This is a genomic window from Psychromicrobium lacuslunae, assembly GCF_000950575.1.
Taxonomy (GTDB): Bacteria; Actinomycetota; Actinomycetes; order Actinomycetales; family Micrococcaceae; genus Renibacterium; species Renibacterium lacuslunae.
The window spans coordinates 586,690-613,014 of record NZ_CP011005.1; the positions used below are offsets into that span (position 1 = coordinate 586,690).

The 26,325-nt window shown below is 59.4% G+C and carries 23 protein-coding genes; 14 read left to right on the forward strand and 9 right to left on the reverse strand.

Translation table 11 applies throughout. The features are described from left to right. Position 1 precedes the first annotated feature (1 nt). Both UM93_RS02700 and UM93_RS02705 read left to right on the forward strand, forming a co-directional pair. The gene (locus UM93_RS02700; RefSeq protein WP_052663554.1) at positions 2–985 is read left to right on the forward strand and encodes an alpha/beta hydrolase; all 984 of its coding nucleotides are present in this window, start codon (positions 2–4) and stop codon (positions 983–985) included. A gap of 90 nt (positions 986–1,075) precedes the next feature. Beyond that, positions 1,076–2,383: an MFS transporter gene (locus UM93_RS02705; protein WP_052663556.1), complete on the forward strand. Its 1,308-nt coding sequence runs from the start codon at positions 1,076–1,078 to the stop codon at positions 2,381–2,383. Between the two features lie 17 nt (positions 2,384–2,400). On the opposite strand, the gene UM93_RS02710 is transcribed toward UM93_RS02705, so the two are convergent. After that, the gene (locus UM93_RS02710; RefSeq protein WP_045073503.1) at positions 2,401–2,892 is read right to left on the reverse strand and encodes an SRPBCC domain-containing protein; all 492 of its coding nucleotides are present in this window, start codon (positions 2,890–2,892) and stop codon (positions 2,401–2,403) included. Positions 2,893–3,065: 173 nt separating this feature from the next. Here UM93_RS02710 and gcvH point away from each other — a divergent pair, with 173 nt between their 5' ends. The 5 genes from gcvH (at position 3,066) to UM93_RS02735 (ending at position 6,110) form a co-directional block, all read left to right on the forward strand. Further along, on the forward strand, positions 3,066–3,452 hold the full coding sequence (gene gcvH / locus UM93_RS02715) for a glycine cleavage system protein GcvH (protein WP_045073505.1): 387 nt from the start codon (positions 3,066–3,068) through the stop codon (positions 3,450–3,452). Between the two features lie 85 nt (positions 3,453–3,537). Continuing rightward, complete coding sequence (locus UM93_RS02720) at positions 3,538–4,002, forward strand: FHA domain-containing protein (RefSeq protein ID WP_045073506.1); 465 nt, start codon at positions 3,538–3,540, stop codon at positions 4,000–4,002. Positions 4,003–4,010: 8 nt separating this feature from the next. Next, complete coding sequence (gene ftsR / locus UM93_RS02725; protein ID WP_045073507.1) at positions 4,011–4,763, forward strand: transcriptional regulator FtsR; 753 nt, start codon at positions 4,011–4,013, stop codon at positions 4,761–4,763. A 24-nt stretch (positions 4,764–4,787) separates the two neighbouring features. Beyond that, positions 4,788–5,273 carry a bifunctional nuclease family protein gene (locus tag UM93_RS02730; protein ID WP_045073509.1) on the forward strand — a complete coding sequence of 162 codons (486 nt, stop codon included), beginning with the start codon at positions 4,788–4,790 and terminating at the stop codon, positions 5,271–5,273. Between the two features lie 243 nt (positions 5,274–5,516). Further along, positions 5,517–6,110 (forward strand): MerR family transcriptional regulator, encoded by a 594-nt coding sequence (locus UM93_RS02735; protein ID WP_045073510.1) that lies wholly within the window; start codon positions 5,517–5,519, stop codon positions 6,108–6,110. Positions 6,111–6,200: 90 nt separating this feature from the next. Here UM93_RS02735 and UM93_RS02740 read toward each other — a convergent pair whose 3' ends face one another. Then, positions 6,201–7,064, reverse strand: coding sequence for a ParA family protein (locus tag UM93_RS02740; protein WP_234399364.1), 864 nt, complete (start codon positions 7,062–7,064; stop codon positions 6,201–6,203). A 140-nt stretch (positions 7,065–7,204) separates the two neighbouring features. On the opposite strand from UM93_RS02740, the gene UM93_RS02745 reads away from it, so the two are divergent. Continuing rightward, positions 7,205–10,603, forward strand: a complete 3,399-nt coding sequence (locus UM93_RS02745) for a pyruvate carboxylase (protein ID WP_045076761.1) — start codon at positions 7,205–7,207, stop codon at positions 10,601–10,603. A gap of 109 nt (positions 10,604–10,712) precedes the next feature. After that, on the forward strand, positions 10,713–12,143 hold the full coding sequence (locus UM93_RS02750) for a MinD/ParA family ATP-binding protein (protein ID WP_234399365.1): 1,431 nt from the start codon (positions 10,713–10,715) through the stop codon (positions 12,141–12,143). Positions 12,144–12,217: 74 nt separating this feature from the next. Here UM93_RS02750 and UM93_RS02755 read toward each other — a convergent pair whose 3' ends face one another. Next, positions 12,218–14,032 carry an AMP-dependent synthetase/ligase gene (locus UM93_RS02755; protein WP_045073512.1) on the reverse strand — a complete coding sequence of 605 codons (1,815 nt, stop codon included), beginning with the start codon at positions 14,030–14,032 and terminating at the stop codon, positions 12,218–12,220. Between the two features lie 80 nt (positions 14,033–14,112). Between UM93_RS02755 and UM93_RS02760 the strand changes: the two genes are divergently transcribed. Beyond that, positions 14,113–15,117, forward strand: coding sequence for an ROK family glucokinase (locus UM93_RS02760; protein WP_045073514.1), 1,005 nt, complete (start codon positions 14,113–14,115; stop codon positions 15,115–15,117). Here UM93_RS02760 and UM93_RS02765 read toward each other — a convergent pair. Both UM93_RS02765 and UM93_RS02770 read right to left on the reverse strand, forming a co-directional pair. Next, complete coding sequence (locus UM93_RS02765; RefSeq protein ID WP_045073515.1) at positions 15,114–15,647, reverse strand: hypothetical protein; 534 nt, start codon at positions 15,645–15,647, stop codon at positions 15,114–15,116. The two genes, UM93_RS02760 and UM93_RS02765, sit on opposite strands and share 4 nt — an antisense overlap. Further along, positions 15,640–16,380 (reverse strand): alpha/beta hydrolase, encoded by a 741-nt coding sequence (locus UM93_RS02770; RefSeq protein WP_045073516.1) that lies wholly within the window; start codon positions 16,378–16,380, stop codon positions 15,640–15,642. Before UM93_RS02770 ends, UM93_RS02765 begins: the two co-directional genes overlap by 8 nt. A gap of 141 nt (positions 16,381–16,521) precedes the next feature. On the opposite strand from UM93_RS02770, the gene UM93_RS02775 reads away from it, so the two are divergent. Then, positions 16,522–17,373, forward strand: a complete 852-nt coding sequence (locus UM93_RS02775) for a lysophospholipid acyltransferase family protein (RefSeq protein ID WP_045076765.1) — start codon at positions 16,522–16,524, stop codon at positions 17,371–17,373. Positions 17,374–17,478: 105 nt separating this feature from the next. Beyond that, positions 17,479–18,867 carry a class II 3-deoxy-7-phosphoheptulonate synthase gene (locus UM93_RS02780; RefSeq protein ID WP_045076766.1) on the forward strand — a complete coding sequence of 463 codons (1,389 nt, stop codon included), beginning with the start codon at positions 17,479–17,481 and terminating at the stop codon, positions 18,865–18,867. Between the two features lie 187 nt (positions 18,868–19,054). Here UM93_RS02780 and pknB read toward each other — a convergent pair whose 3' ends face one another. Next, entirely contained in the window at positions 19,055–21,145 is a 2,091-nt protein-coding gene (gene pknB, locus UM93_RS02785; RefSeq protein WP_045073517.1) for a Stk1 family PASTA domain-containing Ser/Thr kinase, read from the reverse strand. A gap of 76 nt (positions 21,146–21,221) precedes the next feature. Further along, entirely contained in the window at positions 21,222–22,598 is a 1,377-nt protein-coding gene (locus UM93_RS02790) for a lytic transglycosylase domain-containing protein (protein WP_045073519.1), read from the reverse strand. Between the two features lie 282 nt (positions 22,599–22,880). Here UM93_RS02790 and UM93_RS02795 point away from each other — a divergent pair, with 282 nt between their 5' ends. Further along, entirely contained in the window at positions 22,881–23,213 is a 333-nt protein-coding gene (locus UM93_RS02795; RefSeq protein WP_045076768.1) for an Rv2175c family DNA-binding protein, read from the forward strand. A 33-nt stretch (positions 23,214–23,246) separates the two neighbouring features. Here UM93_RS02795 and UM93_RS02800 read toward each other — a convergent pair whose 3' ends face one another. Together UM93_RS02800 and UM93_RS17905 are read right to left on the reverse strand one after the other, a co-directional pair. Then, on the reverse strand, positions 23,247–24,362 hold the full coding sequence (locus tag UM93_RS02800) for a polyprenyl synthetase family protein (protein ID WP_234399366.1): 1,116 nt from the start codon (positions 24,360–24,362) through the stop codon (positions 23,247–23,249). Then, positions 24,359–24,928: a hypothetical protein gene (locus tag UM93_RS17905; protein ID WP_052663558.1), complete on the reverse strand. Its 570-nt coding sequence runs from the start codon at positions 24,926–24,928 to the stop codon at positions 24,359–24,361. Before UM93_RS17905 ends, UM93_RS02800 begins: the two co-directional genes overlap by 4 nt. Positions 24,929–25,028: 100 nt before the next feature. Here UM93_RS17905 and dinB point away from each other — a divergent pair, with 100 nt between their 5' ends. Continuing rightward, positions 25,029–26,291, forward strand: coding sequence for a DNA polymerase IV (gene dinB, locus UM93_RS02810; protein WP_422784946.1), 1,263 nt, complete (start codon positions 25,029–25,031; stop codon positions 26,289–26,291). Positions 26,292–26,325 lie beyond the last annotated feature (34 nt).

A 26,325-nucleotide genomic window follows, 5' to 3' on the forward strand; every position in this document is an offset into this window, starting at 1 on the left:
AATGCCACTTGACCAGACCGTTCTCGTCGCCATGCAACTGCTTGCCCAGCATGGCCTACAGGAACCCGAGCCGAGCGAGGACGCAGCTGTTTACCGGCAGCGGGTCGCTGATGCTGAGGAACAAAGCTGGCCAGTTATCGGGCTGAACGGCCCAGAAGTGCCGATTCGCGATGTGGTGGTCGAACTTGCTGACTATCCCAATGTCACGGTGCGGCTGCATTATCCGCCGGGAGTCGACCCCTTGAATGCAAGCGGGGCGAATTTGCCGGTGGTGTTGAGTTTCTTCGGCGGCGGTTTCCGGCATGGCGGCTTTGACGCCCCCGGGTTCCGTGAAGCCTACAAATTCCGGGCTGCTGAGGCCGGGGTGATTATCGCCGCGGTGGGTTACGCCCTAGCTCCGGAACATCCTTGGCCGGCGGCCGCTGAACAAGGTTATGCGGCGCTCGACTGGGTATTCCAACATGCTGAGGAGATCGGGGCACGCCCCGACCGGATAGCAGTGGCCGGGGCGTCTTCCGGGGGAAATCTAGCGGTCGTTTCGACCTTGATTAACCAAGATCGAGCGCAGCACCCGGTGGCGGCCCAGGTTCTCGAAGTACCTGCGCTGGATTTGAGTCGAGGCCATCTAGATTTCAGCATGTTGGATGAGTTGAATATGGATAGCGAGGCGGTCGGTCAGAACCTGCTCAAACTGGTCGAGGACTATATTCCGGACGCCGCGAGTCGAACCCACCGCTACGCTTCACCGTTACTCGTCGAAGACCTCTCCGGCTTGCCGCCCGCTTATATCTTTACCGCCGAGTACGACCCCCTGCGGGCCGATGGTGAAGCTTACGCGGGGCGGCTCAGTCAAGCGGGCGTGGCCACCTATTGCGTCCGAAATATCGGTCAAACTCACACCAGCGGCGGCAACCTGGGCGTCTCACCGGCTGCTCGAGTGGCCAGCGATGTGATTATTGGCATTTTCAAGAAGCTCCACGATTAGACGAACCTTTCCCGGTTCAGCGCGATCAGCTCTAGGGACGGCGGGGGGCCGTCCCATCACTCACTCCCAGGAGATAAACAGGAGACAAAGATGTCGCTTTCCTCAGAAGTTAATCCGCCGGAAGCTGCTGAGCTGAGTGCTCGGCCGTCCGGCGTCGCCAAAGTTCGCGACGTGCCCGGGAAACCACAGTCACCCTGGTTCATCCCGCTTTTCTTAGTCGCTTGGTTCGGCGCGAACTTAGTAGCGCTGACCTCCTCCGGGGTCAGTGTGCCGCTGCTGCTCAACGAGATGGTGCCAGAGAGCAAAAACCAGGTGCTTGCGGTGATCGTGGGCATTGGTGGTGTGGTGGTGATGTTGGTAACCCCACTCGCTGGGCGGCTCAGCGACCGATCGATGTCGCGATGGGGGATCCGTCGGCCCTTCATTCTGGGCGGCTCGATCATTGGCTCAATCGGAATCATGGTGATTGCCACCGCGGCCAACCCGGTGATGATTGGGGTTGGTTGGGCGGTTGCGCAGATTGGCTTCGGCGCAGCAGCCGCCTGCATTCAAGCACTTTTCGCCGATCAGATCCCCACCTATATCAGGGCTCGAGTCTCAGCACTTTTTGGTATTTCTTCGAGCCTTGCGCTGATTGTCGGCAGCTTCTTGATCGGTTCCTTGCCCGCCGGTCCGATCTGGTGGTTCGGCGTACCGGTGTTGATCGGCTTGCTGGCCACGGTCGGTCTGGTCTTAGTGCTGCGCGATATTGTGCGTACCGAGCGGCCCGCTCCACTTGATTTGCGAGGCTTGCTCTCTAGTTACTGGGTCAATCCGATCAAGTTTCCAGATTTCGCCTGGGCCTGGTGGTGCCGCTTGCTGGTCACCATGTCAATCGTGCCTATTGCCACTTTCATGCTGAACTATCTGATTGACGAGCTCAAGGTCCCGAGCGATCAGGCGGCCACCACTGTCGGCACCGTACTCACCGTCTACTCGGTGGCTGCCCTGCTGACCACGATGATCTCGGCCTGGCTTTCAGATCGCACCGGCCGAAGGAAGGTCTTCATCTGGACTTCGGTGCTGCTTACCGCGATCGGCTTGAGCGTCGCGATTGCCGCTCACGACATCCCGCAATTCTTGATCGGCATAGCCATTGCCGGGATGGCTCAGGGCGCTTTTATCTCGGTCGATGTGGCGCTGATGACCGAGGTGTTGCCCGGCAAGGCTGAAGCGGGCAAGGACCTCGGCGTGGTGGCCTTGTCCTATCTGCTCGCTCAGGTCCTGGTCCCCGTGATCTCGGTGCCATTACTGGCCATTGGTGGCGGTGCCAGCAATTACCGGGCGCTCTTTATAGCCGCCGTGGTGATGGCCGTGCTCGGCGCGCTGTGTGTGTTGCCGATCAAAAAGGTACGCTGACCGGCAACACACCGCGACTAGCCCTGTAGCGCCTGGTAGGCGGCGGAGGGGTAGTAATCGTCCCAAACGATTGAGTCGACGGACTCGCCAGACTCCACCGCGACCAGGCGATCTAGGTAGTACTCCCACCCGGGGCCAACATCGGAGAGGGTGATGCCATCATCGATCCGCTGCGCGAAGCGCAGGCTGCTGGCTCCGCCGTTGTCCTGCACGGTGAGTTGCAGGTGCCAGACGGTTCCCATGAAATCCGACTCGACAATGAGTTTCTCGGTGGGCGAACATTCCAGCACCCGGTATGTCGATGCCTCGGTGGAACCTTCAGCGGTCATGAAGAAACTCACCTCGCCGCTACTCGGATCGCCCTCCCAACGGCCAATGAAACGATCCAGCAAGGCCGGATCGGTAATGGCTCGCCAGGTAGCTTCTTTACTGCCCGACAGCTGGCGTTCCAAAACCAGCCATTTCGTCTCGCCCTCGGTCTGAATGGTTCCGATCGAATGCGTTGCCATGCCTTAGCCCCCTCGTTATTAACGTCTGAACAATTCTGTGTTTCGTAGTTTCGTAGTTTCGCGGTTTCATCATTTCACCACTTGCCTGATTGGCAGCCTAGCTGTTGACTGGATGCAGCACCACGACATCGCCAAGACAGCACCAAGACAGTCATAACTTAGAAAGGCCTCTGATGAGCAACATTCCCGCCGATTTTTCTTATACCGCCGAACACGAGTGGGTTTCTGAGCCCGATCAGAATGGTGTAGTTCGAGTAGGCATCACCGATTTCGCCCAGGATGCGCTCGGCGATGTGGTCTACGTGCAGGTACCGGAAGCGGGTAGTTCGGTGACCGGCAATGAGGTGATCGGTGAGGTTGAGTCAACTAAAAGCGTGAGTGATATCTACGCCCCGTTGAGCGGTGAAGTAGTGAGCCGTAATGAGGCACTCGATGGCGATCCGGCCTTGATCAACTCAGATCCTTATGGCGAGGGCTGGTTATTGGAGATCAAATTGGCAGATCTATCCACGCATCAGACTTTGCTCAGTGCGGCGGAGTACGAACAGCAGGTAGGCTAGACCAATACCTTCAGCACTGAGGGTAGCTAATGCAGATAACTCATGCAGCTCACGCTGCAAAACAGATTAAAACGGGGAGAGAGACATGGTTGGCAATGAGGACGACGCCGTGAACACGACGCCGGAAGAGGGCCAGCTGCCCAATGCCTCGGAGACCACCTCGATACACTTTCCGGCCACTGCGGTGGAACAGGTCATTCCACCGCATCTGAGTGCGGAGGAGCTCTCCGCGGTGGAGGCACTGCCCCAGGGCTCGGCGCTCTTGATCGCCCACGCGGGACCTAACCAGGGAGCTCGCTTTCTCCTCGATTCCGAGGTGACTCTGGCGGGTCGTCACCCGGACGCCGACGTCTTCCTTGACGATGTCACGGTCTCCCGACGGCATGTTGAGTTCCGCCGCGAGGCGAACGGGTTCCGAGTGGTTGATGCCGGAAGCTTGAACGGCACCTATGTAAATGGCGACCGGGTGGACTCACTATTACTGCGCAGCGGTAATGAGGTGCAGATTGGTAAATTCCGTTTGACCTACTACGCGAGCCCCGCAGCGTAGGGACCTTGATGAGTTTGCAAGGCGCACGTAATCTCAGTACCGCTCGCGGGCATGCTGGCCGGCCGGTAATTTTCAATATCGGCGAGGTGCTAGCACAGCTCAGCGAGGATTTTCCCTCGGTGACTGCTTCAAAGATCCGTTTTTATGAAGAAAAGGGACTGGTCACCCCGCAGCGAACACCAGCTGGTTATCGCCAGTTCACCGAATCTCATATTGAACGTCTTCGTTTCGTGCTGGCCTTACAGCGCGATCATTACCTGCCGCTCAAGGTGATTCGTGACTATCTGGACGCCATCGACCGGGGTGAGGGGCCGGAAAATGTGCCGCCGGGGGTCAGCGCATCAATTGCACCCCGGATGGTCAATCAGGAGCTTGCCGCTGAGATCACCGGACGAGCCCGCAAGCTGAGTGCCGATCAGCTACGCAGCGAGTCCGGGGCAAGCGCGGAACTCATTAACTCGCTCGTCAGCTTTGGCCTGATCAGCAGCATGGGCGGCCTTTTTGATGACCATGCGCTGAGGGTCACCAAGGCCTGCGCAGCGCTCGCCGCCCACGGCTTAGAGCCTCGGCATTTACGGCCATTTCAAGCCGCTGCGGAACGTGAATTCGGTCTGGTGGAGCGCGCTGTCTCTCCGCTAACCTCTCGCCGCGACGGTGCCTCGCAAGCCCGAGCGGCCGAGGCAGCCCGGGAAATCAGCGAGCTATGCCTTTCTTTGCATTCTGCCCTGGTCCAAGGGCATATAGCCAGAATGGATAGTTGAGCCGCTTGCTGAAAGGCTACTTGAATGATTGAGCTGGAACTGCTCGGCGTGCGGATCGAGATGCCGTCCAGTCAGCCTTTGGTTTTACTTAAGGAATTGCATGGCGAGCGCCACTTGCCGATTTGGATTGGCACCCCGGAAGCTTCCGCCATTGCGATTTCCCAGCAGGGTCTCAAACCGCCGAGGCCGCTGACCCATGATTTGCTCCATAACGTGATTATTGCGCTGGGGCGAAACGTTTCTCATGTAACCATTTCTGCGGTTGAAGACGCGGTTTTTTTCGCCAAACTGCTGCTTGACGATGGCACCTCAATCGATTCTCGGGCCTCGGACGCCCTCGCCATTGCCCAGCGGGCTCAATGCCGGATTTGGTGTAGCGATGAGGTGATGGAAGAAGCCGGCGTGCTGATCAGCGACGCCGATGACGACGAGCCGCAAGACGCTGAGCAAGAAGTTCAGCGGTTCCGGGCTTTTTTGGATGATGTCGATCCGGAAGACTTCGCCAACTGAGCCGGACCTCACCTTAAAGCTGAACGTTAAACTTTCGACACGCCGGAAGATTTTTTCGCAGGTCTTTGACCAATCCGCCTCACGGTTCTAACGTCGAATAAGACAGCTCCCATTGCATGTCCGTCAATGTTTCGTCACACTGGAGATAGAAGTTACACCGATGAACTTTCATCACAGTGTCGATGAGGCTCGGATGTGTCTTCCCCGGGGGGCTTTGAGAGAGCTTTATAAATGGAGGGTCCGATGAGTCCGAAAGGCGAGGCTGGCGAGCTGAAACAAGCCGTCAATCCAAGCACGGTCATACCGGTCGGTGCGCAAGGACTGCTTTTTACCGAGGATCTACCTCTCCTTGACGAGGACGCTGGCTACCGCGGCCCCACCGCCTGTAAAGCGGCTGGCATTACCTATCGTCAGCTCGACTATTGGGCCAGGACCGGACTGGTTGAGCCGACAGTACGTGGGGCGGCTGGTTCCGGTTCGCAACGCCTTTATGGCTTCCGCGACATTTTGGTACTCAAGGTGGTCAAGCGGCTGCTTGACACGGGGGTATCACTCCAGCAAATCCGAGCGGCAGTGGATCACCTGCGTGAACGTGGGGTGGATGATCTGGCCCAGATTACGCTGATGAGCGATGGCGCTTCGGTTTATGAATGCACCTCGGCAGATGAAGTTATTGACTTAGTGCAGGGTGGCCAGGGTGTTTTTGGTATCGCCGTGGGCAAGGTGTGGCGCGAAGTTGAAGGCAGCCTTTCCGATCTGCCCAGCGAGCACGCTGAAGATCAGTCTTTCCCTGATGATGAACTGAGCAAACGCCGGGCAGCCCGGAAAATTTCCTAAGATTCCAATGAAAAAACCGCCGGCAACCACCGGCGGTTTTTTGTTTTTTTGTTTTTAAGAGCGGCACTCGGCACTAAGTGAGCTAACCGACTAGCCGCGTCGGCGCTGCTGGCCGCTATCGAGCACCTTCTTGAGTAACTCGTCAAAGGCTTCCGCGGCCGTCTTAGCTGCGTCCCCGGGCCAGTGATGGATCGACCGGGCGGCGCCCTGAATCTGCTGCCAGTTAGCCTGTTCGGCAATGGTCGGGCTGAGCAATAGCGGGCCGAACATGGTTGACATTTCGCTCAGCCGATAGCTGTGCTCAGCCGAGGCACTGCGCACCCGATTGGCGACAATGCCGGCAGCTGAGAGGGCGGGGGCAAATTCATTGCGGAACAGTTCGATGGCCCGCAAGGTTCGCTCAGTTCCGGCGACCGAGAAGAGTCCCGGCTCGGCAACCAACAACACCCGATTTGAGGCAGTCCAGGCGATCCTGGTCAAGCCATTGAGCGATGGCGGGCAATCAATCAGCACCAACTCATAGCGAGGCTTGCCCGCGATCGTTCGTTCTTGACGGTCTAAACCGGCTAATACCGCGGAAAGCCGACGAAGATCGCGGCGACTCAGATCCGGACGGTCATAAATTCCGGAATAAGCCGAGCCCGCCGCTACGTCGAGCACCGAACGCTGCCCGGCAGGCTGTCGTTTGCTGGCCTGTTCAACCCAGCCACTCGGCACCACATTCGCTGCCAGCTCAGCGCGCCGCGGGCTGCGTAACATCTGGCCGATATCTTGTTGGCCGCTGGCATTGACGCTCAGGCCGGTAGTGGCATCGGCGTGCGGATCCAGGTCGATTACCAAGGTCGGAATCCCCGCGGACAATGCCGCCGAGGCAAGGCCCAGAGTCACTGAGGTCTTGCCCACGCCACCCTTGAGGGAGCTAATACTGACTACCTGCACTCGAGATCCTGTCATCGACTTCAACTTCACACTACGCTTTGTGTGTCCTAGGACACCTCAGCTCAACATAGAATACTGTGGAAACTTCGCGCAGCTTCTTCTCATCATATGTTGAGGGCCTGCGGATGCCGGTAAAGCTTGCTGAGGGGAATGACATGTTTTCCAAGATTTTGGTGGCCAATCGCGGTGAAATTGCGATCCGTGCCTTCCGGGCCAGTTACGAACTCGGGGCGAATACCGTTGCGGTTTTCCCGCAGGAGGACAGGAACTCGATCCATCGGCAGAAGGCCGATGAAGCTTACTTGATTGGTGAGGAAGGCCACCCGGTTCGGGCCTATCTCGATGTCGCTGAGATCGTTCGTGTCGCCAAGGAGGCTGGGGCGGACGCTATCTACCCCGGCTACGGTTTCCTGAGTGAGAACCCGGATCTGGCCCGGGCCGCCCAAGCAGCCGGCATTACTTTCGTCGGCCCGCCGGCCGAAGTTTTAGAACTGGCCGGAAATAAGGTTTCAGCGCTTAAGGCCGCCAAAGCGGCGGGCGTGCCGACCTTGAAGTCCTCAGAGCCGTCCAAAGATCTTGATGAACTATTAGCCGCCGCGGACGAGATTGGTTTCCCGATCTTCGCCAAGGCAGTCGCCGGTGGTGGTGGCCGTGGCATGCGCCGGGTAGAAACCCGAGAAGACTTACCCGAGGCGCTCAAGGCTGCGATGCGTGAGGCGGATGCAGCTTTCGGCGACCCGACGATGTTCCTGGAGCAGGCAGTGCTCCGGCCGCGGCACATCGAGGTGCAAATCTTGGCCGATGCCCAGGGCAATGTGATGCACCTCTTCGAGCGGGACTGTTCCCTGCAGCGTCGGCACCAGAAAGTGATTGAGATCGCGCCGGCACCGGAGCTTGATGACTCTATTCGGCAAGCTCTCTACCGGGACGCGGTGGCTTTCGCCAAGGCGCTTGGCTACGTTAATGCCGGCACCGTGGAATTTTTGGTCGATACCGCGGGGGAGCGGGCCGGCCAGCATGTATTCATTGAGATGAATCCGCGAATTCAGGTGGAGCACACGGTCACCGAAGAAATCACCGATGTGGATCTGGTGCAAGCCCAAATGCGGATCGCCGCCGGTGCCACCCTGGCAGATTTGGGACTAAGCCAAGAGACGGTGGCCATTAAAGGTGCCGCGCTGCAGTGCCGGATCACCACCGAAGACCCGGCGAACGGCTTCCGACCCGACGTCGGTAAAATCACCGGTTACCGCTCCGCCGGTGGCGCGGGAGTCCGTTTGGACGGCGGAACTGTCTATTCCGGGGCAGAAATTTCGCCGCACTTCGATTCCATGCTGGTCAAGCTGACCTGCCGCGGCCGGGATTACCCGACCGCCGTCGCCCGGGCTCGCCGCGCCCTCGCCGAGTTCCGGATTCGTGGTGTCTCCACCAATATCCCCTTCCTGCAGTCGGTGCTCGACGACCCCGATTTCGTCGCTGGCAATGTAGCAACCTCTTTCATCGAGGAACGACCAGAGCTGCTCAAGACTCACGTTTCAGCCGACCGCGGCACCAAGCTGCTCAGCTGGCTGGCCGACGTCACTGTCAATAAGCCGCACGGTGAGTTGAAGGTGCACGCTGACCCAGCGCTCAAATTGCCGGCGTTGCCCGAGGGGGAGCTGCCCGCTGGTTCCCGTCAACGCCTGCAAGAACTTGGCCCCGAAGGCTTCGCCAAAGCGCTCCGCGAACAGCAAGCCGTGGCTGTCACCGACACCACCTTCCGGGACGCGCATCAGTCCCTACTGGCAACCAGGGTACGCACCAAGGACCTATTGGCTGCCGGTCCAGCGGTCTCGGCACTGACTCCGGAACTGCTCTCGGTTGAGGCCTGGGGCGGCGCCACCTACGACGTCGCGCTGCGCTTCCTTGGCGAAGACCCGTGGGAGCGGCTCTCCGCGCTCCGTCAGGCACTGCCGAATGTTTGCCTACAAATGCTGTTGCGCGGCCGTAACACGGTTGGCTACACCCCGTATCCGGAAGATGTCACCGAGGCGTTCGTGCAGGAAGCAGCGGCCAGCGGTATCGATATTTTCCGGATCTTCGATGCGCTCAATGACGTCAATCAAATGGCACCAGCGATCAAAGCGGTGCGGGCCACCGGAACCGCTGTCGCCGAAGTGGCGCTCTGCTACACCTCGGACATGCTGGATCCTGAGGAGAAGCTCTACACTCTCGATTACTATCTGGAACTCGCCGACCGAATCGTCGAAGCGGGAGCGCATATCCTGGCGATTAAGGATATGGCAGGGCTTTTGCGACCAGCGGCTGCCGCGAAGCTAGTCGGCGCGCTCCGCGAGCGTTTCGAGCTCCCCGTGCATCTGCACACTCACGACACCGCAGGCGGCCAGCTGGCAACGCTACTGGCCGCTGTAGACGCCGGGGTAGATGCGGTTGACGTTGCCTCAGCGGCGTTGGCTGGTACCACCAGCCAGCCTTCGGCCTCCGCGCTGGTGGCCGCCCTGGCGCACACGCCACGGGATACCGGTATTTCGCTCGCCGGGGTGAGCGCACTCGAACCCTATTGGGAGGCCATTCGCCGGGTCTATGCACCTTTCGAATCCGGCCTGCCGGGACCCACCGGCCGGGTCTACCAACACGAGATTCCCGGTGGACAGCTCTCCAACCTCCGTCAACAGGCCATCGCGCTGGGACTGGGAGAGCGGTTCGAGGCAATTGAAGATATGTACACCGCCGCCGACCGGATTCTAGGGCATTTGGTGAAGGTGACGCCCTCTTCCAAGGTGGTGGGCGATCTTGCGCTGCATTTAGTGGGGCTGGGGGCCGACCCCGCCGACTTCGAGCAGAATCCGCAGAACTACGATATTCCGGATTCAGTGATTGGCTTCCTCTCCGGAGAATTGGGCGACCCGCCCGGTGGCTGGCCGGAGCCGTTCCGTAGCAAGGCGCTGCAAGGACGGGCGGTCAAACCCCGTAAGGTCGAGTTGAACGAACAGGACCGTGCCGGTCTGGCAGGGGACTCGGCGAGTCGGCGCGGCACCTTAAACCGGTTGCTCTTTGCCGGGCCCACTCAGGAATTCCAGACCGTCCGGGACACCTTCGGGGATGTCTCGGTGCTCGACACCCGGGACTATCTCTTCGGCCTGCAACGTGGCCAGGAGCACGTGATTGAGTTGGGTAAGGGAGTTCGGCTGATTGCTTCACTGGAGGCGATTTCCGATCCCGACGAAAAGGGCATGCGGCTGGTGATGTGCACCCTGAATGGCCAGTCTCGTCCGGTGAGCGTACGGGATAAGAGCATTGAATCTAAGGTGAAGTCCGCCGAGAAGGCTGACCCACAGGTACCCGGTCAGGTTGCTGCACCCTTTGCCGGAGCGGTCACCCTGGTCGCTGCGGTGGGGGACACCGTGGCAGCCGGGGATACCGTGGCGACCATCGAGGCGATGAAGATGGAGGCGTCGATCACCACGCCGGTGGCCGGAAGGGTGAGCCGGGCAGCGATCTCTCAGGTGGAGCAGGTCAATGGCGGAGATCTCTTGCTGGTAGTGGAGAGCTAAGATTTCGCTGTTTTAGCGCTCTGACCGGGCTGTGCGCTAGGGTAAGTGCTGATTTGACTCAGGTATCGTGTCTGAGCTGAGTCGCCCGGCAAAGAGAGAAGAAAGAGTCATGCCAACGGAGACCGAGAAGACTGAGCCTAGCCACGGCGAGCTGAGTAGTGACAGTGCGGCCGATCCATCGAGCACCGGCGTCGTTAGCAGCTTTACCGAGGTGATCGTCTCGGTTGATGCCGAGGATTCGGTTGCCTCAACGGGTGATGAGGCTTCGGCCAAGCCGTCGGAGCTTGAACCAGCAGCCGGGGATTCGACTGAACCGGAAGCCGCCGTTGAACCGGCCTCAAAGACGGCCCAGTCCGTTGCGTCCGAATCGGAGCAGCAGTTAGTTGTGCAGCCGGAGGCTGAAGAGTTGGTCACTGAGCAGGCAGCTAGTGAGCAGTTGGTCGGTGAGTCTGGAACGAGTGTTTCAAGGGCCGGGGAGCCAACTGCCCGAGAGAGCAATTGGCAGCCCAGTGGCTCGCAGCTCAAGCTTTCGGCCACGGCTGAAACGTCGCTACAGAACGACAGCGAAGCGCAGCGTAGCAGCGCCCGTCGTGGGCAGGATCAGCAAGGCAAGCCTGAGCCCGCTGCCGCGCTGACCGCAGATCGGCTGTTGGAGAGCCCGCAAACCCCGCCGGTGGCGGGCTGGCGGCGCTGGTTGTATCAGGGCTCCTTCGGCTACATCAACGTCGGGGATTCGGACAAGGTCCGCTTACAACGAGTGATGGAACACCGGATCGCCGCTAGGCTCGGCCAGCGAACTCGTTATATTCCGGTGCTCTCGCGTAAGGGCGGCGTAGGCAAGACCACGGTGACCACTTTGCTTGGCATGGTGCTCGCCAATATGCGCGAAGACCGAGTGATTGCAATGGATGCAAACCCGGATCGCGGCACCCTCTCGGACCGCTCGCCAGGCCGAGCAGATCACACCGCGCGGCAATTGGTGCGGAACCGGTTCACAGTGAACAGCTTCTCCGAGCTAGCCAGTTATGTAGCCCGTGACGGCTCGCGCCTCGATGTGCTTGCTTCCGATACCGATCCGGCCATCGCCGAAGCCTTTGACGATGCTGATTACCGAGCCGTAACAGATATTCTGAGCCGTTACTACTCGATCGTCCTTACTGACTCTGGCACCGGCATGGTGCACTCAGTGATGAAGGGCACCCTTGAGAAGGCCGATACCGTGGTCTTGGTATCTGGAGGTAGCGTCGATGAGGCCAGACTAGCCTCGGAGACGCTTTCCTGGTTGGAAGCGCACGGTCGGCAGGACCTGGTGGCCAAAGCCATCGTGGTAGTCAATATGTCTGCCGGGGAGGGCACCCGGGTCAATATTGACCAGATCGAAGACCACTTCCGCTCCCGGGTTAAATCGGTGATCCGGTTACCCTATGACAAGCATTTGGCGGAGGGCAGCCGAGTTGATCTGAATCGGCTGAACCCGGCAACAAAGGCTGCGGTCATCGAGCTGGCGGCGCTTACCGTGGATGAGTTGCAGGGGCTCTAAACAGCATTCTTAACGAGTTTGGCCCCGGACGTCAGCGACGTCCGGGGCCAAACTCGCTCAATGAGCCAGTTTGCTCAGGCCGGTTTCGGGGCCGAATAGATTTCCTCGACCACGCCGTCGAAATCCTTGAGCACCTGGGCGCGTTTAATCTTCAGCGAAGGTGTCAGATGGCCGCTGGTCTCGGTGAAATCCGTGGGCACGATACGGAAGGACTTAATCGCTTCGGCGTGCGAGACCGAGCTGTTGGCCCGGTCAATGACCTTCTGAATGGCGTCGAGCACGACCTGGCTCTGTGCTGCGTCCTGCACCGAAATTCCCTGATCCAAGCCGTGGTGGCTGGCCCACTGTGGCAGGGCTTCTTCGTCCAGAGTGACCAGTGCGGCAATAAAGGGTCTGCCTTCGCCGATCACCACGCACTGTGAGACCAAGGCATCGGCGCGAATCTGATCCTCCAATTGCGCCGGAGCAACATTTTTGCCGCCTGCCGTGACAATGATCTCCTTTTTCCGGCCGGTGATGCTCAGGAAGCCGTCCTCGTCCAGCTGACCGATATCGCCGGTGCGGAACCAGCCATCGACAAAGGCTTCGGCACTTAGATCATCACGGTGGAAATAGCCGCGCATCACCGAGACACCCTTGGCCAGGATTTCCCCGTCCTCGGCAATCTTGACCGCATTACCGGGCAATGGTCGACCCACGGTGCCGATTTTGATCAGATCGGGACGGTTCACCGTGACCGGGGCTGTAGTTTCGGTCAGCCCGTAGCCCTCCAGCACGGTAATGCCGATGCCGTAGAAGAAGTTGCCGAGGCGCTGACCGAGCGGCCCGCCACCGGAGACCGCGTATTGCAGCTGGCCGCCCATAGCGGCCCGCAACTTCGAGTAGACGAGTTTATCGAACAGGCCATGCTTGAGCTTGAGGAGGAACGGCACTTTGCCCTGTTGCAGAGCTTTGGAATACTCAATAGCGGTCTCGGCTGCTTTGCCGAAAATCTTGCCCTTGCCTTCGGACTCCGCTTTCAGTACCGCTGAGTTGTAGACCTTCTCGAAGACCCGAGGGACGGCCAGAATATAGGTGGGCTTGAAGCTCTGGAAATCGGAGAGCAAGTTCTTAATATCGGGGGTATGCGCGGTGCGCGAACCGCCGGCCACATTCAGAATGGCGATGAAGCGGCCAAAAACGTGTGCCAGGGGCAAGAACATAATGGTTTGCGCACCTTCAGTGGCCACTGCCTCGGAGAGTACGCCAAGCGCATTATCAGAAAGCTCGACAAAGTTGCCGTGCGTGATCTCAGCACCCTTGGGGCGCCCGGTGGTGCCAGAGGTGTAGATCAAGGTGGCGACATCGCGTAGCCCGGCAGCGGAGCGGCGCTTCTCCACCTCTTCGTCGGCAATCTCGCGGCCAGCCTGCCGCAATTCGTCCAGTCCGTCATCGGACATCTTCCAGAACTGCTTTACGGCGTCCAGGCTCTCCGCCTGCACTGCCTGGCGAATAGTGGCTAAATGCGAATCCGCTTCGCCGAAAGCAGCGACCGCACCGGAATCCGCGAGATTCCAGGCCACCTGGCTGGCAGCCGAGGTTTCATAAATCGGCACCGAAACCGCTCCGGCGTACCAGATCGCAAAATCGACGAGGGTCCATTCGTAACGGGTGCGGGACATAATGCCAACCCGTTCGCCGGGGTTTACACCGCTGGCAATCAGCCCCTTGGCCAGGGCGATCACGTCCGCCCGGAATTCGGTGGCTCGGATATCTCGCCAATTGCCACTGTCATCGAGCACCGCAAAGAGGGCGCGATTAGCGGGATCCTTAGCCTGGCGCTCCAGTAAATCAGTGCTATTGCTCTGCTCTGGGACGGTGACTACTGCCGGTACGGAAATTTCTTTCACTGATAGCTCCCTCGATATCTACTGATCAGTAACTTTACTGTGCAAGGCCGAGTTTCCCAACTACCTTCTAGAATAAGGCTGTGAGTTCACTAACACCCGAATATCGAGGTTCAGCATTGGCAATCGGCATCGATATTGGTGGCACAAAGGTGGCTGCCGGGGTGGTGGACGATCAGGGCACGGTGCTGGCGGAGCTGCGTAGACCTACCCATGGCAGCGATCCGAGAGCGGTTGAGGCAACTATCGTGGAGCTGGTCTCCGAGCTCGGCGCTGATTATCCGATTGGCTCGGTGGGTATCGGGGCAGCGGGGTGGATGGATCTCAGCGGCGGTACCGTATTGTTTAGCCCGCACCTGGCCTGGCGGAATGAACCACTCCGGCAGAACCTGGAGCGCCTGCTGAACCGCCCGGTGATGCTTACCAATGATGCCGACGGTGCTGCCTGGGGGGAGTGGAAGTTCGGCAAGGCGCGCGGCGAGAGCCGGTTGGTGTGTATCACCTTAGGCACCGGTATCGGCGGAGCCATGGTGATGGATGGCCGACTGGAGCGCGGCCGATTCGGTGTTGCCGGGGAGTTCGGCCACCAAGTGATTATGCCTGGCGGGCATCGCTGCGAGTGTGGCAATCGGGGATGCTGGGAGCAGTATGCTTCGGGCAATGCGCTCGGCCGGGAAGCCCGCGAGCTGGCCCGTGCCAATTCGCCGGTAGCGCAGGAGATTTTGCGTGCCGTGGACGGCGATATTGACGCTATCACGGGAGCGGTGGTGACCGAGCGGGCTAGGCAAGGAGACGCTGCCTCAATTGAACTCATCGAAGACATTGGCTCTTGGCTGGGCCTTGGCCTAGCTAACCTGGCAGCGGCACTCGACCCGGGAATGTTCGTGGTGGGCGGCGGGCTCTGTGAGGCGGGAGAGCTTTTGCTAGCTCCGACGCAGCGCGCCTTTAAGCGGAATTTGACCGGCAGAGGCTTCAGGCCCGCGGCCGCCATCGAACTTGCAGAACTCGGGGCGGCGGCCGGCATGATTGGCGCCGCAGATCTCTCTCGAAGCCTACGGATCAGTGAGGCAGGCGGAGCGCAACGCTAGACCTGTGCGCCGTCATCGTCGTGATCGCGATGACCGGGCAGCCGGTAAATCAGATAGCCGACCGACAATAAGAACGCCGCGATGGCGGCAATGATCAGCATCAGCGGTGCGTCTCGCCAAAAAATTGCAGCGCAAAGTAAAGCGACCGGCATTCCCGCAGCACCGAGCCAGGCCAGTGCGATGGATGGTTCCACCGTGGCGAGCGAGGCCGGCTCAGCGGGCACAAAGTCTTCCTCATCGTCGCTTAGCTCGTAGTCACGGGGACCAGCTGCCGGAGCCTGTTCGGGTTCGGCGGCAGCCTGCACATTGAGCGGGTCGAACTGCCGAAAACTCGAGCGGTGCTCACTCTGCTCACTCTGCTCAGTGCCTGGCAACTCTGACTCGCGACCTTCCTCGGAGCCAAAAATGCTCTGATCGGAGTCACCCTGCAGGCGTGAGACTAGATCCTGCCAGACCTCATCATCGGTGGGCTCCTCTGGCGGCTCGCCTTCGTCTTTGGACCGACCTGGTCCCTGAGGTGCGTCAGACACCGGCGATCTCCCTGAAGAACGACTCAGACTCGGTGAAGATCTTTTCGGCATCATGGTCGAGGGTTGCTACGTGGTAGCTCCTGGAAAGCGGCACAATGCGTAAATCGGGGCTGGTTATTCCTGCCTTAATGGCGGTGACCGAGGAGTCAGGCACCACGTGATCAACGCTTGACCTGAACAGAATGGTCGGTGCGGTGACCAAGTTCAGATTCTTCGTGGTGTCCTTGAAGAGCAGGTTCAACTGATGCACGGCCGCGACCGGAGTGCGCGGGTAAGCGTGTTCTTCCATGCCGGGCTTAATAATGTCATTGCCGATAGCTGGCACACTTTTGACAACGTGGCGTAATAGACCGGCTAGTTTTGCGCGCGGGTCGGCGGCGGTGAGACCAGGATTAACAAGTGCCAAACCCGCCACCGGATGGTGCTCTGCAAGCCGCAGGGCGAGCGCTCCGCCCATCGAGAGCCCGGCAATAAAGACCTTGTCACAACGGCTGCTGAGCTCAAAATAGGCCGCTTCAATTCCGGTGTACCACTGTTGCCATGGGGTTCTGCTGAGTTCTTCCCAGCTGGTGCCATGTCCGGGCAGCAGCGGCATATTCACTGCGAACCCGGCTGCGGCTAGGTGCTCCGCCCAGGGCCGCATGCTCTCCGGTGAGCCGGTGAAGCCGTGACAGACCACGACGCCGATTCGTGACAGTTCGCCGCGCCCGGCGGTGATCAAAGGTTCATGCACGCTACTCGCCTCACGTTGTCCACAGTGATATCGCTGAGGGTATCCCTTTTAGCAGAATATCTCACTAGAGTATGGTTGCAGGATGCTCGGCGGCAGATCACTGCGGCCGATAATGATGCGCCGCGGCAGAAAAGGCGAAATGTGTTTTATTGGGTACTGAAGAAGATCTTCTTGGGTCCTTTGCTCAAGCTGCTCTTCCGTCCGTGGGTGAAGGGGCTGGATAACATCCCCGACTCCGGTCCGGCCATCCTGGCCAGCAATCACTTGTCCTTCTCGGATTCAATTTTCATGCCGCTGATGGTGCCGAGGCCGGTGATTTTCTTGGCCAAATCGGAGTACTTCACTGGAGCTGGCCTGAAGGGTAAGCTGACCGCGCTGTTCTTCCGGCTCACCAACCAATTGCCAATGGATCGCTCTGGTGGAGCGGCTTCGGCTAACTCGCTCAGCACCGGTGCCGAGGTGCTCGCTAAGGGTGGTTTGCTCGGCATCTATCCGGAAGGCACCAGAAGCCCCGACGCTAAGCTCTACCGGGGCAAGGTCGGAGTGGCGAAACTGGTGCTCAGTGCCGGTGTACCGGTGATCCCGGTAGCAATGATCGGCACCGATAAGGTGCAGCCAATTGGCCGGAAGCTGCCAAATATTCGTCGGATCGGGATGATTTTTGGCGAACCACTAGATTTCAGTCGTTATCAGGGACTGGAAGACGATCGTTTTGTGCAGCGCAGCGTTACCGACGAGATTATGTATGAACTCATGAGACTCTCCGGGCAAGAGTATGTTGATGCCTATGCCAGCACGGTCAAGGAACGTCAAGCGGCTCGGAAAGCTGGCGAAACGAAAGGCACAGTTACGGCCGCTGCCGCGAGCAGCCCGCTGCGCGAAGATCCTGGTCCAGGCGTTGCTGCGGCAGAGCTGGCCCCGGATCACGCCGAAGACGGAAAAGCCGGTGCCGAGAATACCGCGAGCGATAAGCCGGAGGAAGCCGCTAGCTGAGTTCTGAGTCCAAATATTATCCGCCTGCAGCGTAGATTACGCGCCAAGGTCTCATTGCAGGCCGAGAACAACTAGGCTTATCTCGTGCAAGATCTGACTCAAACCATGCCAAACAATTTCATTGACTCTGCAGCCCGGCTCGGCCAGGCAGGAGCAGCGAACTACCCGGGTCTGGATGCCTGGCGCTCGTTGCCGATTTCGCAGCAGCCAAGTTGGCAGGATGAGGATGTCTATCAGGCTTCGATCAAGGACCTTTCCAGCCTGCCACCATTGGTTTTTGCTGGTGAAGTCGATGTTCTGCGCGGGCGACTGGCCGAAGCGGCTCAAGGCAAGGCCTTCTTGCTGCAAGGCGGGGACTGCGCTGAGACGTTCGACGCGGCGACAGCTGATCGGATCAGCGCCCGGGTGCGCACCATCCTACAGATGGCAGTGGTACTGACCTACGGCGCGTCACTTCCGGTGATCAAGATGGGGCGGATGGCTGGACAGTTCGCCAAGCCGCGCTCTTCCAATGAGGAGACCCGCGACGGCGTGACGCTGCCCGCCTACCGCGGCGATATGGTCAATGGTTACGATTTCACCCCGGAGTCCCGCGGTCACGACGCTTCCCGGCTGGTCAAGGCCTACCACACCTCGGCTTCCACGCTGAACCTGATCCGTGCCTTCACTCAAGGTGGTTTTGCTGACCTGCGGTTGGTGCACCATTGGAACAAAGGCTTCACCCAGAACCCGGCGCATGCCCGCTACGAATCGTTGGCTGGTGAAATCGACCGGGCCATCCGGTTTATGGAAGCCTGCGGTTCAGACTTTGAAGCGCTCAAGCGTACCGAGTTCTTTGCCAGCCATGAGGCGCTGCTCTTGGACTACGAGCGGGCCTTGACTCGAATCGATTCACGGACCGGTAACCCCTACGCCACCAGCGGGCACTTCCTCTGGATCGGCGAGCGTACTCGGCAATTGGATTCGGCGCACGTGGATTTCTTGTCCCGGGTGCGGAACCCGATCGGCGTAAAACTCGGCCCGACCACCAGCGGTGATGACGCGCTCCGGCTGATCGACAAACTGGATCCGAACCGTGAGCCGGGCCGGCTGACCTTCATCACCCGGATGGGTGCCGCCAATATTCGGGAGAAACTGCCCGCCTTGGTACAGAAGGTAACCGACTCGGGTGCCCAGGTGCTCTGGGTGACCGATCCAATGCATGGCAATACGGTCACCTCGCCCAATGGTTACAAAACGCGTCGCTTCGACGATGTGATTGACGAGGTTCGTGGCTTCTTCGAGGTGCATCAGGGCCTGGGGACCTTCCCCGGAGGCATGCACGTGGAGATGACCGGGGACGATGTCGCTGAATGCTTGGGCGGTGCTGATCCGGTTGATCAGGAAGCTTTCCTGACCCGCTACGAATCGGTCTGTGACCCGCGGCTGAACCACATGCAGTCGCTGGAGATGGCTTTCCTGGTCTCCGGAGCATTGGCGCAGGCCTCCCGCTAAGCTCTCTGCGGGCAGCGATCCGTGAAGCCTAGCAAATCCTGAATCCTAACAAATCCTGAATCCTAGTAACTTCGGGTGGTCCACTAGCTCAATAGTGGACCCCCCCCCGAAGTTTTTTGCTGCCGTGAACGATGGGCGTGGTTGATCGACGGCCGGGAAAGTACCGGCTGTTTAGACTGCTGTGAGTTCAGACTACGGTGAGCTCGATCACGGTGCCTTCAGGCACCGAAGTCTTCATCGGATCCTGGGCTCGCACCGTACCGAAGAAACCACCTAGAATCTCGGTCACATTGTATTTGAGCTTGAGGTTCTTCAATTGGGCGATGACGTCGTCAATCTGCTGGCCAACAAAGCTCGGCACCAGCACCATCTTGGGGCCCTTGGAGATCACCAGGTTGACAGTGCCCCCCTTGGGCAGAGTGCCGGAACTTGGCTCTTGTGAGACCACCGAACCGGCCGGGATATCGGAGTCGAAAACCTGATTAGCTGCCACTACGACTTTGAGACCGAGGCCGCCGAGAGTTTCGTTCGCCTTCTGCTGGGTCTGACCGACCACGGAAGGCACCGGGATCGGTTTGGGTCCCTGAGAGAGCAGCAGATCGATCGGAGTGGCTCCACGCTTCTGAGTACCGGCCGCCGGATTTTGGCTGATCACCTGGCCGGCAGGGACCTTCTCATCAAATTGCTGGCTGACTTTTCCGAGTGCGAGATGATTCTGATTGAGTTGAGATTTCGCGGCATCCAAATTCGCGGCCACCAGATTCGGTACCGTGTAGAGCGTTGGTCCAAGCGAAACCTTCAGCACCACGGGCTGAAACTTGCGTTGCTCCACAAACGCCGCCGGTTCGGTGGCGATCACTCGGTCGGTGGCGATGTTCTCATCATTGAGTTTTTGCAGTGTGGTACTGAAACCCAAAGTTTGTAACGCCGCCTGGGCCTCCGAGACGGTCTTGTTCTTGAGATCTGGCACCGTTGCTAGTGCCCCCGGACCTAAGCCGAAGAACCAGCCGGCGGTGCCGCCTAAGAGAGCTAAGATGACGATCAGAATGAGCCAGATCAGTCCGCGACGGCGGGTGTTGCCATGCCTTAACGTGGTCACCGGTCGAGCGGCGTTACGGGCGGCCTCGCGCGCGGCCTGTTTCTGAGCTTTCTTTTCCGCGACCCGCGCCGCGCGCGGACTGAGCTGAGCGGCAGCTGGGGAGTCGAAGGATCCCTGGGCTGTTGCGGCAGCCGCGCCCCGATCCAGCACAGTCGTCGGATGGACCGAGCGGTCAAGGAACTCGGTGGGCCTCGAAATCGCCTCGGTCTCGGTTGCTCGCGGTAGCGCCTCAGTGGCGCCAGGTGCTGAGGAGATGGCGGCGGTCGGCGGGTAGTTAGGCGGGGTCGGCTTGACGACCGCGGAGTTGCTGTAGTCTAGCTGCTCATCACTGAGCGTGGTCCGAATGTGGCGTAACTCGCCCAGCAGGGCGTCGGCGTCATGCGGTCGGTCTTCCGGATCGGCCTCGGTGCACCAGCGCACCAGTTCGTCCAAGTCTGCCGCTAGGCCCGGCAGCTCAGCTGACGGGGCTGGTACTGAGGAGTTGACGTGCTGATAGGCAACTTGGATCGGCACCTCGCCGCGGAACGGTTGCTCACCGGTGAGTAGCTCATAGAGCATGATGCCAATGGCATATATATCGCTACGTGCGTCGGCGGTCCTGCCCATTACCAGCTCGGGGGAGAGGTAGGCCACGGTGCCAATCAGAGTTCCGGTATTCGTTGAGGTGGTCACCGCGCGGGCCAGCCCGAAATCTCCGATTTTGATTCTGCCATCATCTGCGATCAGGACATTCTCGGGTTTGACGTCCCGGTGCACCAGGCCAGCTCGGTGGGCTGCGGCCAGCCCCTCGACGACAGCATCGAGATAAGCCAGCGCCAGCCTCGGGGTGAGCGAGCCTTGGGCGAGCAAAACATCGCGCAGCGTGTGGCCAGGCAGGTACTCCATCACCAGATAGGCCAGCCGATTGCCATCGATGAGCTCTTCGCCCTGATCTAGCACGCCAACCACGTGCGGGTGCGAAAGCTTTGCCGCGGCCTTTGCTTCGCTGCCCAGACGGTCGAGAAAAGAGTCGTCCATGCTCAGGTGTGGGTGCAGAACCTTGAGCGCGACCGGACGGTCCAGGCGCAGATCAGTGGCCAGGTAGACAGTGGCCATGCCGCCACGCGCCACCCTGCTCAGCACTTTGTAGCGCTGGTCGACTAATCTGCCGAGCAGCGGTTCCGGTCCGATATCTTGCACTCTTCGATCCTAGGCGTTGTTCGGAAATCTCCCAGGATTCAACACCCAGCAGCGCGGATATTGCGCTGTAAATGACCTACCGGAACCGATTTTGCAAGGCCATCACGGAGGCGACGTACTGCTTGGTGTCGCTGTACATCCCGTACTTTGAGACCGAGTACTGGCCTTGGTAGTAGCCTGCTATGGCCAGCTTGAGGTTAGGGGAGGTGCGGACCAGGGCTCGAATAATGGCAATTCCAGCCACCACATTGTCCTGTGGGTTGAGCAAGTTGAGGTGTCTGCCTACCAGCTGGGAGGCCCATTCGCCCGAGGACGGGATCACCTGCATGGCGCCAATGGCATTGGCCGGAGAAACCGCCTGTGCATTAAAACCCGATTCTTGCCAGGCGAAGGCAAGTGCTAAGGACGGGTCAACCCCCATCTGCCGTGCGGTGTTAGCGATAATGGTCTGCATTTGCGCAGGACTTGGCACCGGAGCTGCCAGCAGTGCTGCCTTGTTTTTATTGGCCTGCGAGACCACAGCTTCGGGGTAGGTGTAGTTCAAAAAGGTGCTTGGTACCAGTGGCTTACTGGGCGTAGCCGGGCTGCTACTAGCCGCCGCGCTACCAGGGATCTTTAGACTCCGGCCAACGTAGATAATGCTATTCATGCTGAGTCGGTTGGCTTGCAGTAGGCTGCTCAGGCTGATCCGGTAACGAGCTGCGATGCCGCTGAGGGTGTCGCCGGCTTTGATTTTGTAGCTACTGCTAGCTGCTGGAGCTGTCGGCTTAGCAGCGGCAGGTTTACTGCTTGGCTGGCTGCTTGCAGCCACAGTTTTGCCGGGGATCTTCAGGCTCTTCCCGGCGTAGATAATGCTGTTCATGTTCAGTCGGTTGGCTTGCAGTAGGCTGCTCAGGCTGATCCGGTAACGAGCTGCGATGCCGCTGAGGGTGTCGCCGGCTTTGATTTTGTAGCTACCGCTAGCTGCTGGAGCCGCAGTAGCTGTCGGCTTAGCAGCGGCAGCTTTACTCGGGTTCGGCTTAGCTGCTGCGACAGCTACCGAACCGCTGAGCCTGATCTTCTGGCCGGGATAGATAATCGTTGAAATGCCCAGACCGTTGAGTTTGAGCAGCGTGTTCATATTCAGGTGATAGCGCGCCGCGATACCACTAATCGTGTCGCCAGCACGGATGGTGTAGCTGCTGGGCACCGTCACGGAAGGGCGCAGCGTGGGTACCTGACTTGCCAAGGCCGAGCTGGGTACCCGATTTGCTGAGGACTGCACGGTGACCGCAAGACTGAGTTTTCCGTGCGACAGCGTCGTCGGCGGCAGTTCGGTTGCAGCGGGCGCGGCTATTGCAGGCTGCGCTAGGGCGAGGGAGGAGAGGGCGATCACTGGCAGCGCTGCCGTGCTCGCTAAGGCGATTTGCTTGCGCTTACTGGTTTCGTTCTTGAACTGACGGGGCAAAGTCATGTCCTGTCCTCAGGTCTGTGGCTGGTGTTGCCAAAGTTATCTATGTTTCTCATGTGACTAATGTGAATTTACACTAAATTTCGCATATCACAAGGTTTTCAATTTCCTCCGGATTGATTGTGCGGCGTGTCGAAGTCTGTGATATGCGCCTGCTTAGACCACTACGAATGCCGAAATTTGGCAGAAATGTGGCAACCTTAAGGGGTGAGTAGTACTGAAAATGTGTCATCAGAAAAAGATTCCCTGCAGCCCAGTTCCGCTGCCGACGGAGTGGAAGCCTTGGTGGGGGAATGGCTACCGCTGCCCGATGTCGCTGAATTGCTCGACATTGCAGTCACTCGAGTGCATTCGCTGATTAGCGATCGCTCGCTGCTGGCTCTGCGGATTGGCGACCGCAAGATCCGAGCTGTACCGGCTGAGTTCTTTAGCGAGCATGAGGTGCTGGACAGCCTCAAGGGTACTTTGGTGGTGCTCGCTGACGCCGGATTCGATGATGAAGAGGCGATCAGCTGGCTTTTCACCCCTGATGACTCCTTGCCGGGGCGGCCAATAGACGCTCTGCATTCCGGCCGCAAGACCGAGATTCGACGTCGAGCTCAAGCTCTCGCCTGGTAACCAGGATTTGCGTTCCGAAGCCTCGCTCGAGACCTAGGAAGTTCTTTGCACCGCGGCCTGCGCTATGCTGCCGAGCGCCCGTGAACTGGTTTGGTCAATCGGCAATGCTTGCAAAGCCGTCATCGCTGTTTGTTGATAACTCTCGATCAGTGCCTCAGTGCTGGTCACCGCACCACATTCCTGCATGATTTCCCTGATTCGAGCGATATCTGGTTCCGGAAGATCGGGTATGCCCAGGCGCTGGTCGACGAATTCGGCCTCGGTTTTTGACGCCAACTGTAGCGTATAGCCGATCAGCACCGTCCGTTTGCCTTCGCGCAGATCATCTCCGGCGGGCTTCCCAGTGCTCTGTGGATCGCCGAAGACTCCCAACATATCGTCCCTAAGTTGGAATGCTTCGCCGAGTGGCAGCGCGAAATCGGAATAGCCACGGAGCAACTCAGCTGAGCCGCCAGCCAGTGCACCGCCGAGCACCAGAGGGTGTTCAGTGGAATACTTAGCGGATTTGAAGCGAATGATTGACTGGGCTCGCTCCACCGCCCCGGCAGCGCCGCGAGATGGCCCGGCCACTTCCTCCAGAATGTCTAAATACTGACCGGCCATCACCTCAGCTCGCATGGTGTTGAATACCGTGCGAGCCCGGGCGGCGGCTGGAGCTGCCACGGTCGCCGCTACCTCGGCAAAAACCTCTTCGCTGAACGAAAGACACAGATCGCCAGCCAGAATCGCCGCCGCATGGCCGAAGCGCTCGGGGTCCAAGGACCAGCGTTGGCGCTGATGGAGCTGGCTGAACTGGCGGTGCACACTCGGGGCGCCGCGTCGAATATCCGAGCGGTCAATAATGTCATCATGAATTAAAGCCGCGGCCTGGAACAGCTCGAGAGCCGCTCCAGCATTGCTAATAGGTGCGGTCGAGTCAGTTGGTCCACCCGCGCCACGCCAACCCCAATAGCAAAGTAGGGCACGCATTCGCTTACCGCCGGTAACCAAGCCAGCAATGGTATCGATTAGGGCCGGGGCATCCGTCGAGATCTTGAGTAGCTCGATCCGCTTAGCGGCGAGGAAACCTTGCAGTTCCTCTGCCAGCAGCTCGATGAACTCGGCCTGGAGGCGCGAAATCGTCGCATCCGGTTCGGTCGGCTGGTTCACTTCAGCGAGGCCACCGCTACGCTCGCGCCCAGCGTGAAGGTACTGCTGCCGCCCTCTGAACTGATCGAGAGGTTGACACTCTCCTGACCGTTTTGACGCACGAAGTCCTTACTCACCACCGCGCCGACATTGCCGCCCGGTAAAGCAGTGAACCCCTGGGCCTTGAACGCCTTGGTGTAGAAGTCGACTATTGCGCTGCTCGAGGAGGTGGTACTGCCCACCAATGACGCGGTCGCCGGTGTGGTGCTCTTATCCACTGCACTCAGCTTTACAGTTGCCCCCGGTAACAGTGGCAAGAGAGTCTTTGGGAAGCCTGGGATCAGTGCGTTGACTGTGGACTGGACATTCGAAGATGGGGTCTCCGAGGCGGTCGCGGAGCTCGTTGGCGTGCCACTGCTTGAGCTACTTGGCTGAGCACTGCTGCTTGCGCTACTGGTATTTGCGCTACTAGGTGAGGTTTCACCGGGCTGCGGATTTGAGTTACTGCAGCCGACCACCGTCAATCCGCAGAGCAGGATTCCGGCGGTGGCGAGAGTGGCCCGGCGGGCTCGTGGAAGTCGAATCACCTTTTCATTCTAAGCGGTGCTCTGGGCGGGGTGGTTCTCGCGATGACTTGTGCGATCCCGCCGGAAAGCTGTCGGTGCCAAGAACTAAGATGAGAGAGCGATGAATATTCAGCAACCGCAGCCGGAATCGGGGCAGCAACCGGGGGTCGGGCGGCCGACCCCGTCGGCTAGTCAGCAGGACTATCGAGACTGCACGATTATGCATGTCGATATGGATGCTTTTTTCGTTGCCGTGGAGCAGCTGGAAAATCCTGGACTGCTCGCCAAGCCAGTGATCGTCGGTTTTCCACAGGGGCGCTCCGTGGTGCTTTCGGCCTCTTACGAGGCTCGTGCTTTCGGGGTGCGCTCAGCAATGCCGATGGCGACCGCAATGAAGCTTTGTCCACAGGCCATTATTGTGCAGCCCAGGCATCAGCGTTATTACCAGGTCTCGGCGCAGCTCATGGAACTGTTTGCCTCGATCACCGACACAGTGGAACCGCTCAGCGTGGACGAAGCTTTCCTGGACATTAGTGGCGCAATGCGCCGGCTCGGACCGCCGTTGCAGATTGCCCAACTGATTCGGCGTCGCGTCAGTGAAGAAATGGGCGTCACTGCATCGGTGGGGGTTGCCGCGAATAAATTCGTCGCAAAAATTGCCTCGGCGAGGTGTAAACCCAACGGCTTACTTTTGATTCCCAAAACAGACACTGTTGCTTACTTACACACCCTGCCAGCCCGTGCGCTTTGGGGTGTGGGGGCGAAGACGATGGCTGTGCTTGAAGGGCTGGGCATCCACACGGTTGAACAAATCGCCAATACGCCGGTAGCCGTGCTGCGCAGGGCGCTTGGCGCCTCAGGTGAGCACGTGCATCGGCTTTCCTGGGGGATTGATCCGCGTCCGGTGACACCGGTGCGCGCAGAGAAGAGCATCGGTGCGGAGGAGACCTTTGAATTCGATACCACCGATGACGTGCCGCTGCGCCGCGAGTTGCTCAGGCTGGCGCACCGCACCGGTAGTCGGCTGCGGGCTAGCGGATATGTCGCTCGTACCGTGGCCCTCAAATTAAGATATGCGGATTTCTCCACTATTACCCGCTCGAGAACCGTTCCAGTACCGGTAGATAGTGCTCAGCTGATCTATCAGGAAGCAATCCAGCTACTCGAGGCCTTAGGGGAACGGCCGATGGCGGTCCGGTTGATCGGCCTGCGGGCGGAGAACCTAGAACTTGCCCAGCGGACCGCTGTGCAATTGAGCTTGGAGCGCCGGGATGATAATTGGCGCTCCGCCGAGGCCGTAATTGACGAGGTGGGGGAGAAGTTCGGTAAATATCAGCTGATGCCCGCTCGGCTGATCGAAAAGAAGCCTCCTGAGACCGAATGACCGCTTCGAATGAGCAGTTTTAGCGGTGTGGCTT

Bases quoted from the DNA above. Each gene is read 5' to 3' on its own strand.
- UM93_RS02700 (WP_052663554.1), top strand. From the start codon at position 2: ATGCCACTTGACCAGACCGTTCTCGTCGCCATGCAACTGCTTGCCCAG.
- UM93_RS02705 (WP_052663556.1), top strand. From the start codon at position 1,076: ATGTCGCTTTCCTCAGAAGTTAATCCGCCGGAAGCTGCTGAGCTGAGT.
- UM93_RS02710 (WP_045073503.1), bottom strand. From the start codon at position 2,892: ATGGCAACGCATTCGATCGGAACCATTCAGACCGAGGGCGAGACGAAA.
- gcvH (WP_045073505.1), top strand. From the start codon at position 3,066: ATGAGCAACATTCCCGCCGATTTTTCTTATACCGCCGAACACGAGTGG.
- UM93_RS02720 (WP_045073506.1), top strand. From the start codon at position 3,538: ATGGTTGGCAATGAGGACGACGCCGTGAACACGACGCCGGAAGAGGGC.
- ftsR (WP_045073507.1), top strand. From the start codon at position 4,011: ATGAGTTTGCAAGGCGCACGTAATCTCAGTACCGCTCGCGGGCATGCT.
- UM93_RS02730 (WP_045073509.1), top strand. From the start codon at position 4,788: ATGATTGAGCTGGAACTGCTCGGCGTGCGGATCGAGATGCCGTCCAGT.
- UM93_RS02735 (WP_045073510.1), top strand. From the start codon at position 5,517: ATGAGTCCGAAAGGCGAGGCTGGCGAGCTGAAACAAGCCGTCAATCCA.
- UM93_RS02740 (WP_234399364.1), bottom strand. From the start codon at position 7,064: ATGACAGGATCTCGAGTGCAGGTAGTCAGTATTAGCTCCCTCAAGGGT.
- UM93_RS02745 (WP_045076761.1), top strand. From the start codon at position 7,205: ATGTTTTCCAAGATTTTGGTGGCCAATCGCGGTGAAATTGCGATCCGT.
- UM93_RS02750 (WP_234399365.1), top strand. From the start codon at position 10,713: ATGCCAACGGAGACCGAGAAGACTGAGCCTAGCCACGGCGAGCTGAGT.
- UM93_RS02780 (WP_045076766.1), top strand. From the start codon at position 17,479: ATGCCAAACAATTTCATTGACTCTGCAGCCCGGCTCGGCCAGGCAGGA.
- UM93_RS02790 (WP_045073519.1), bottom strand. From the start codon at position 22,598: ATGACTTTGCCCCGTCAGTTCAAGAACGAAACCAGTAAGCGCAAGCAA.
- dinB (WP_422784946.1), top strand. From the start codon at position 25,029: ATGAATATTCAGCAACCGCAGCCGGAATCGGGGCAGCAACCGGGGGTC.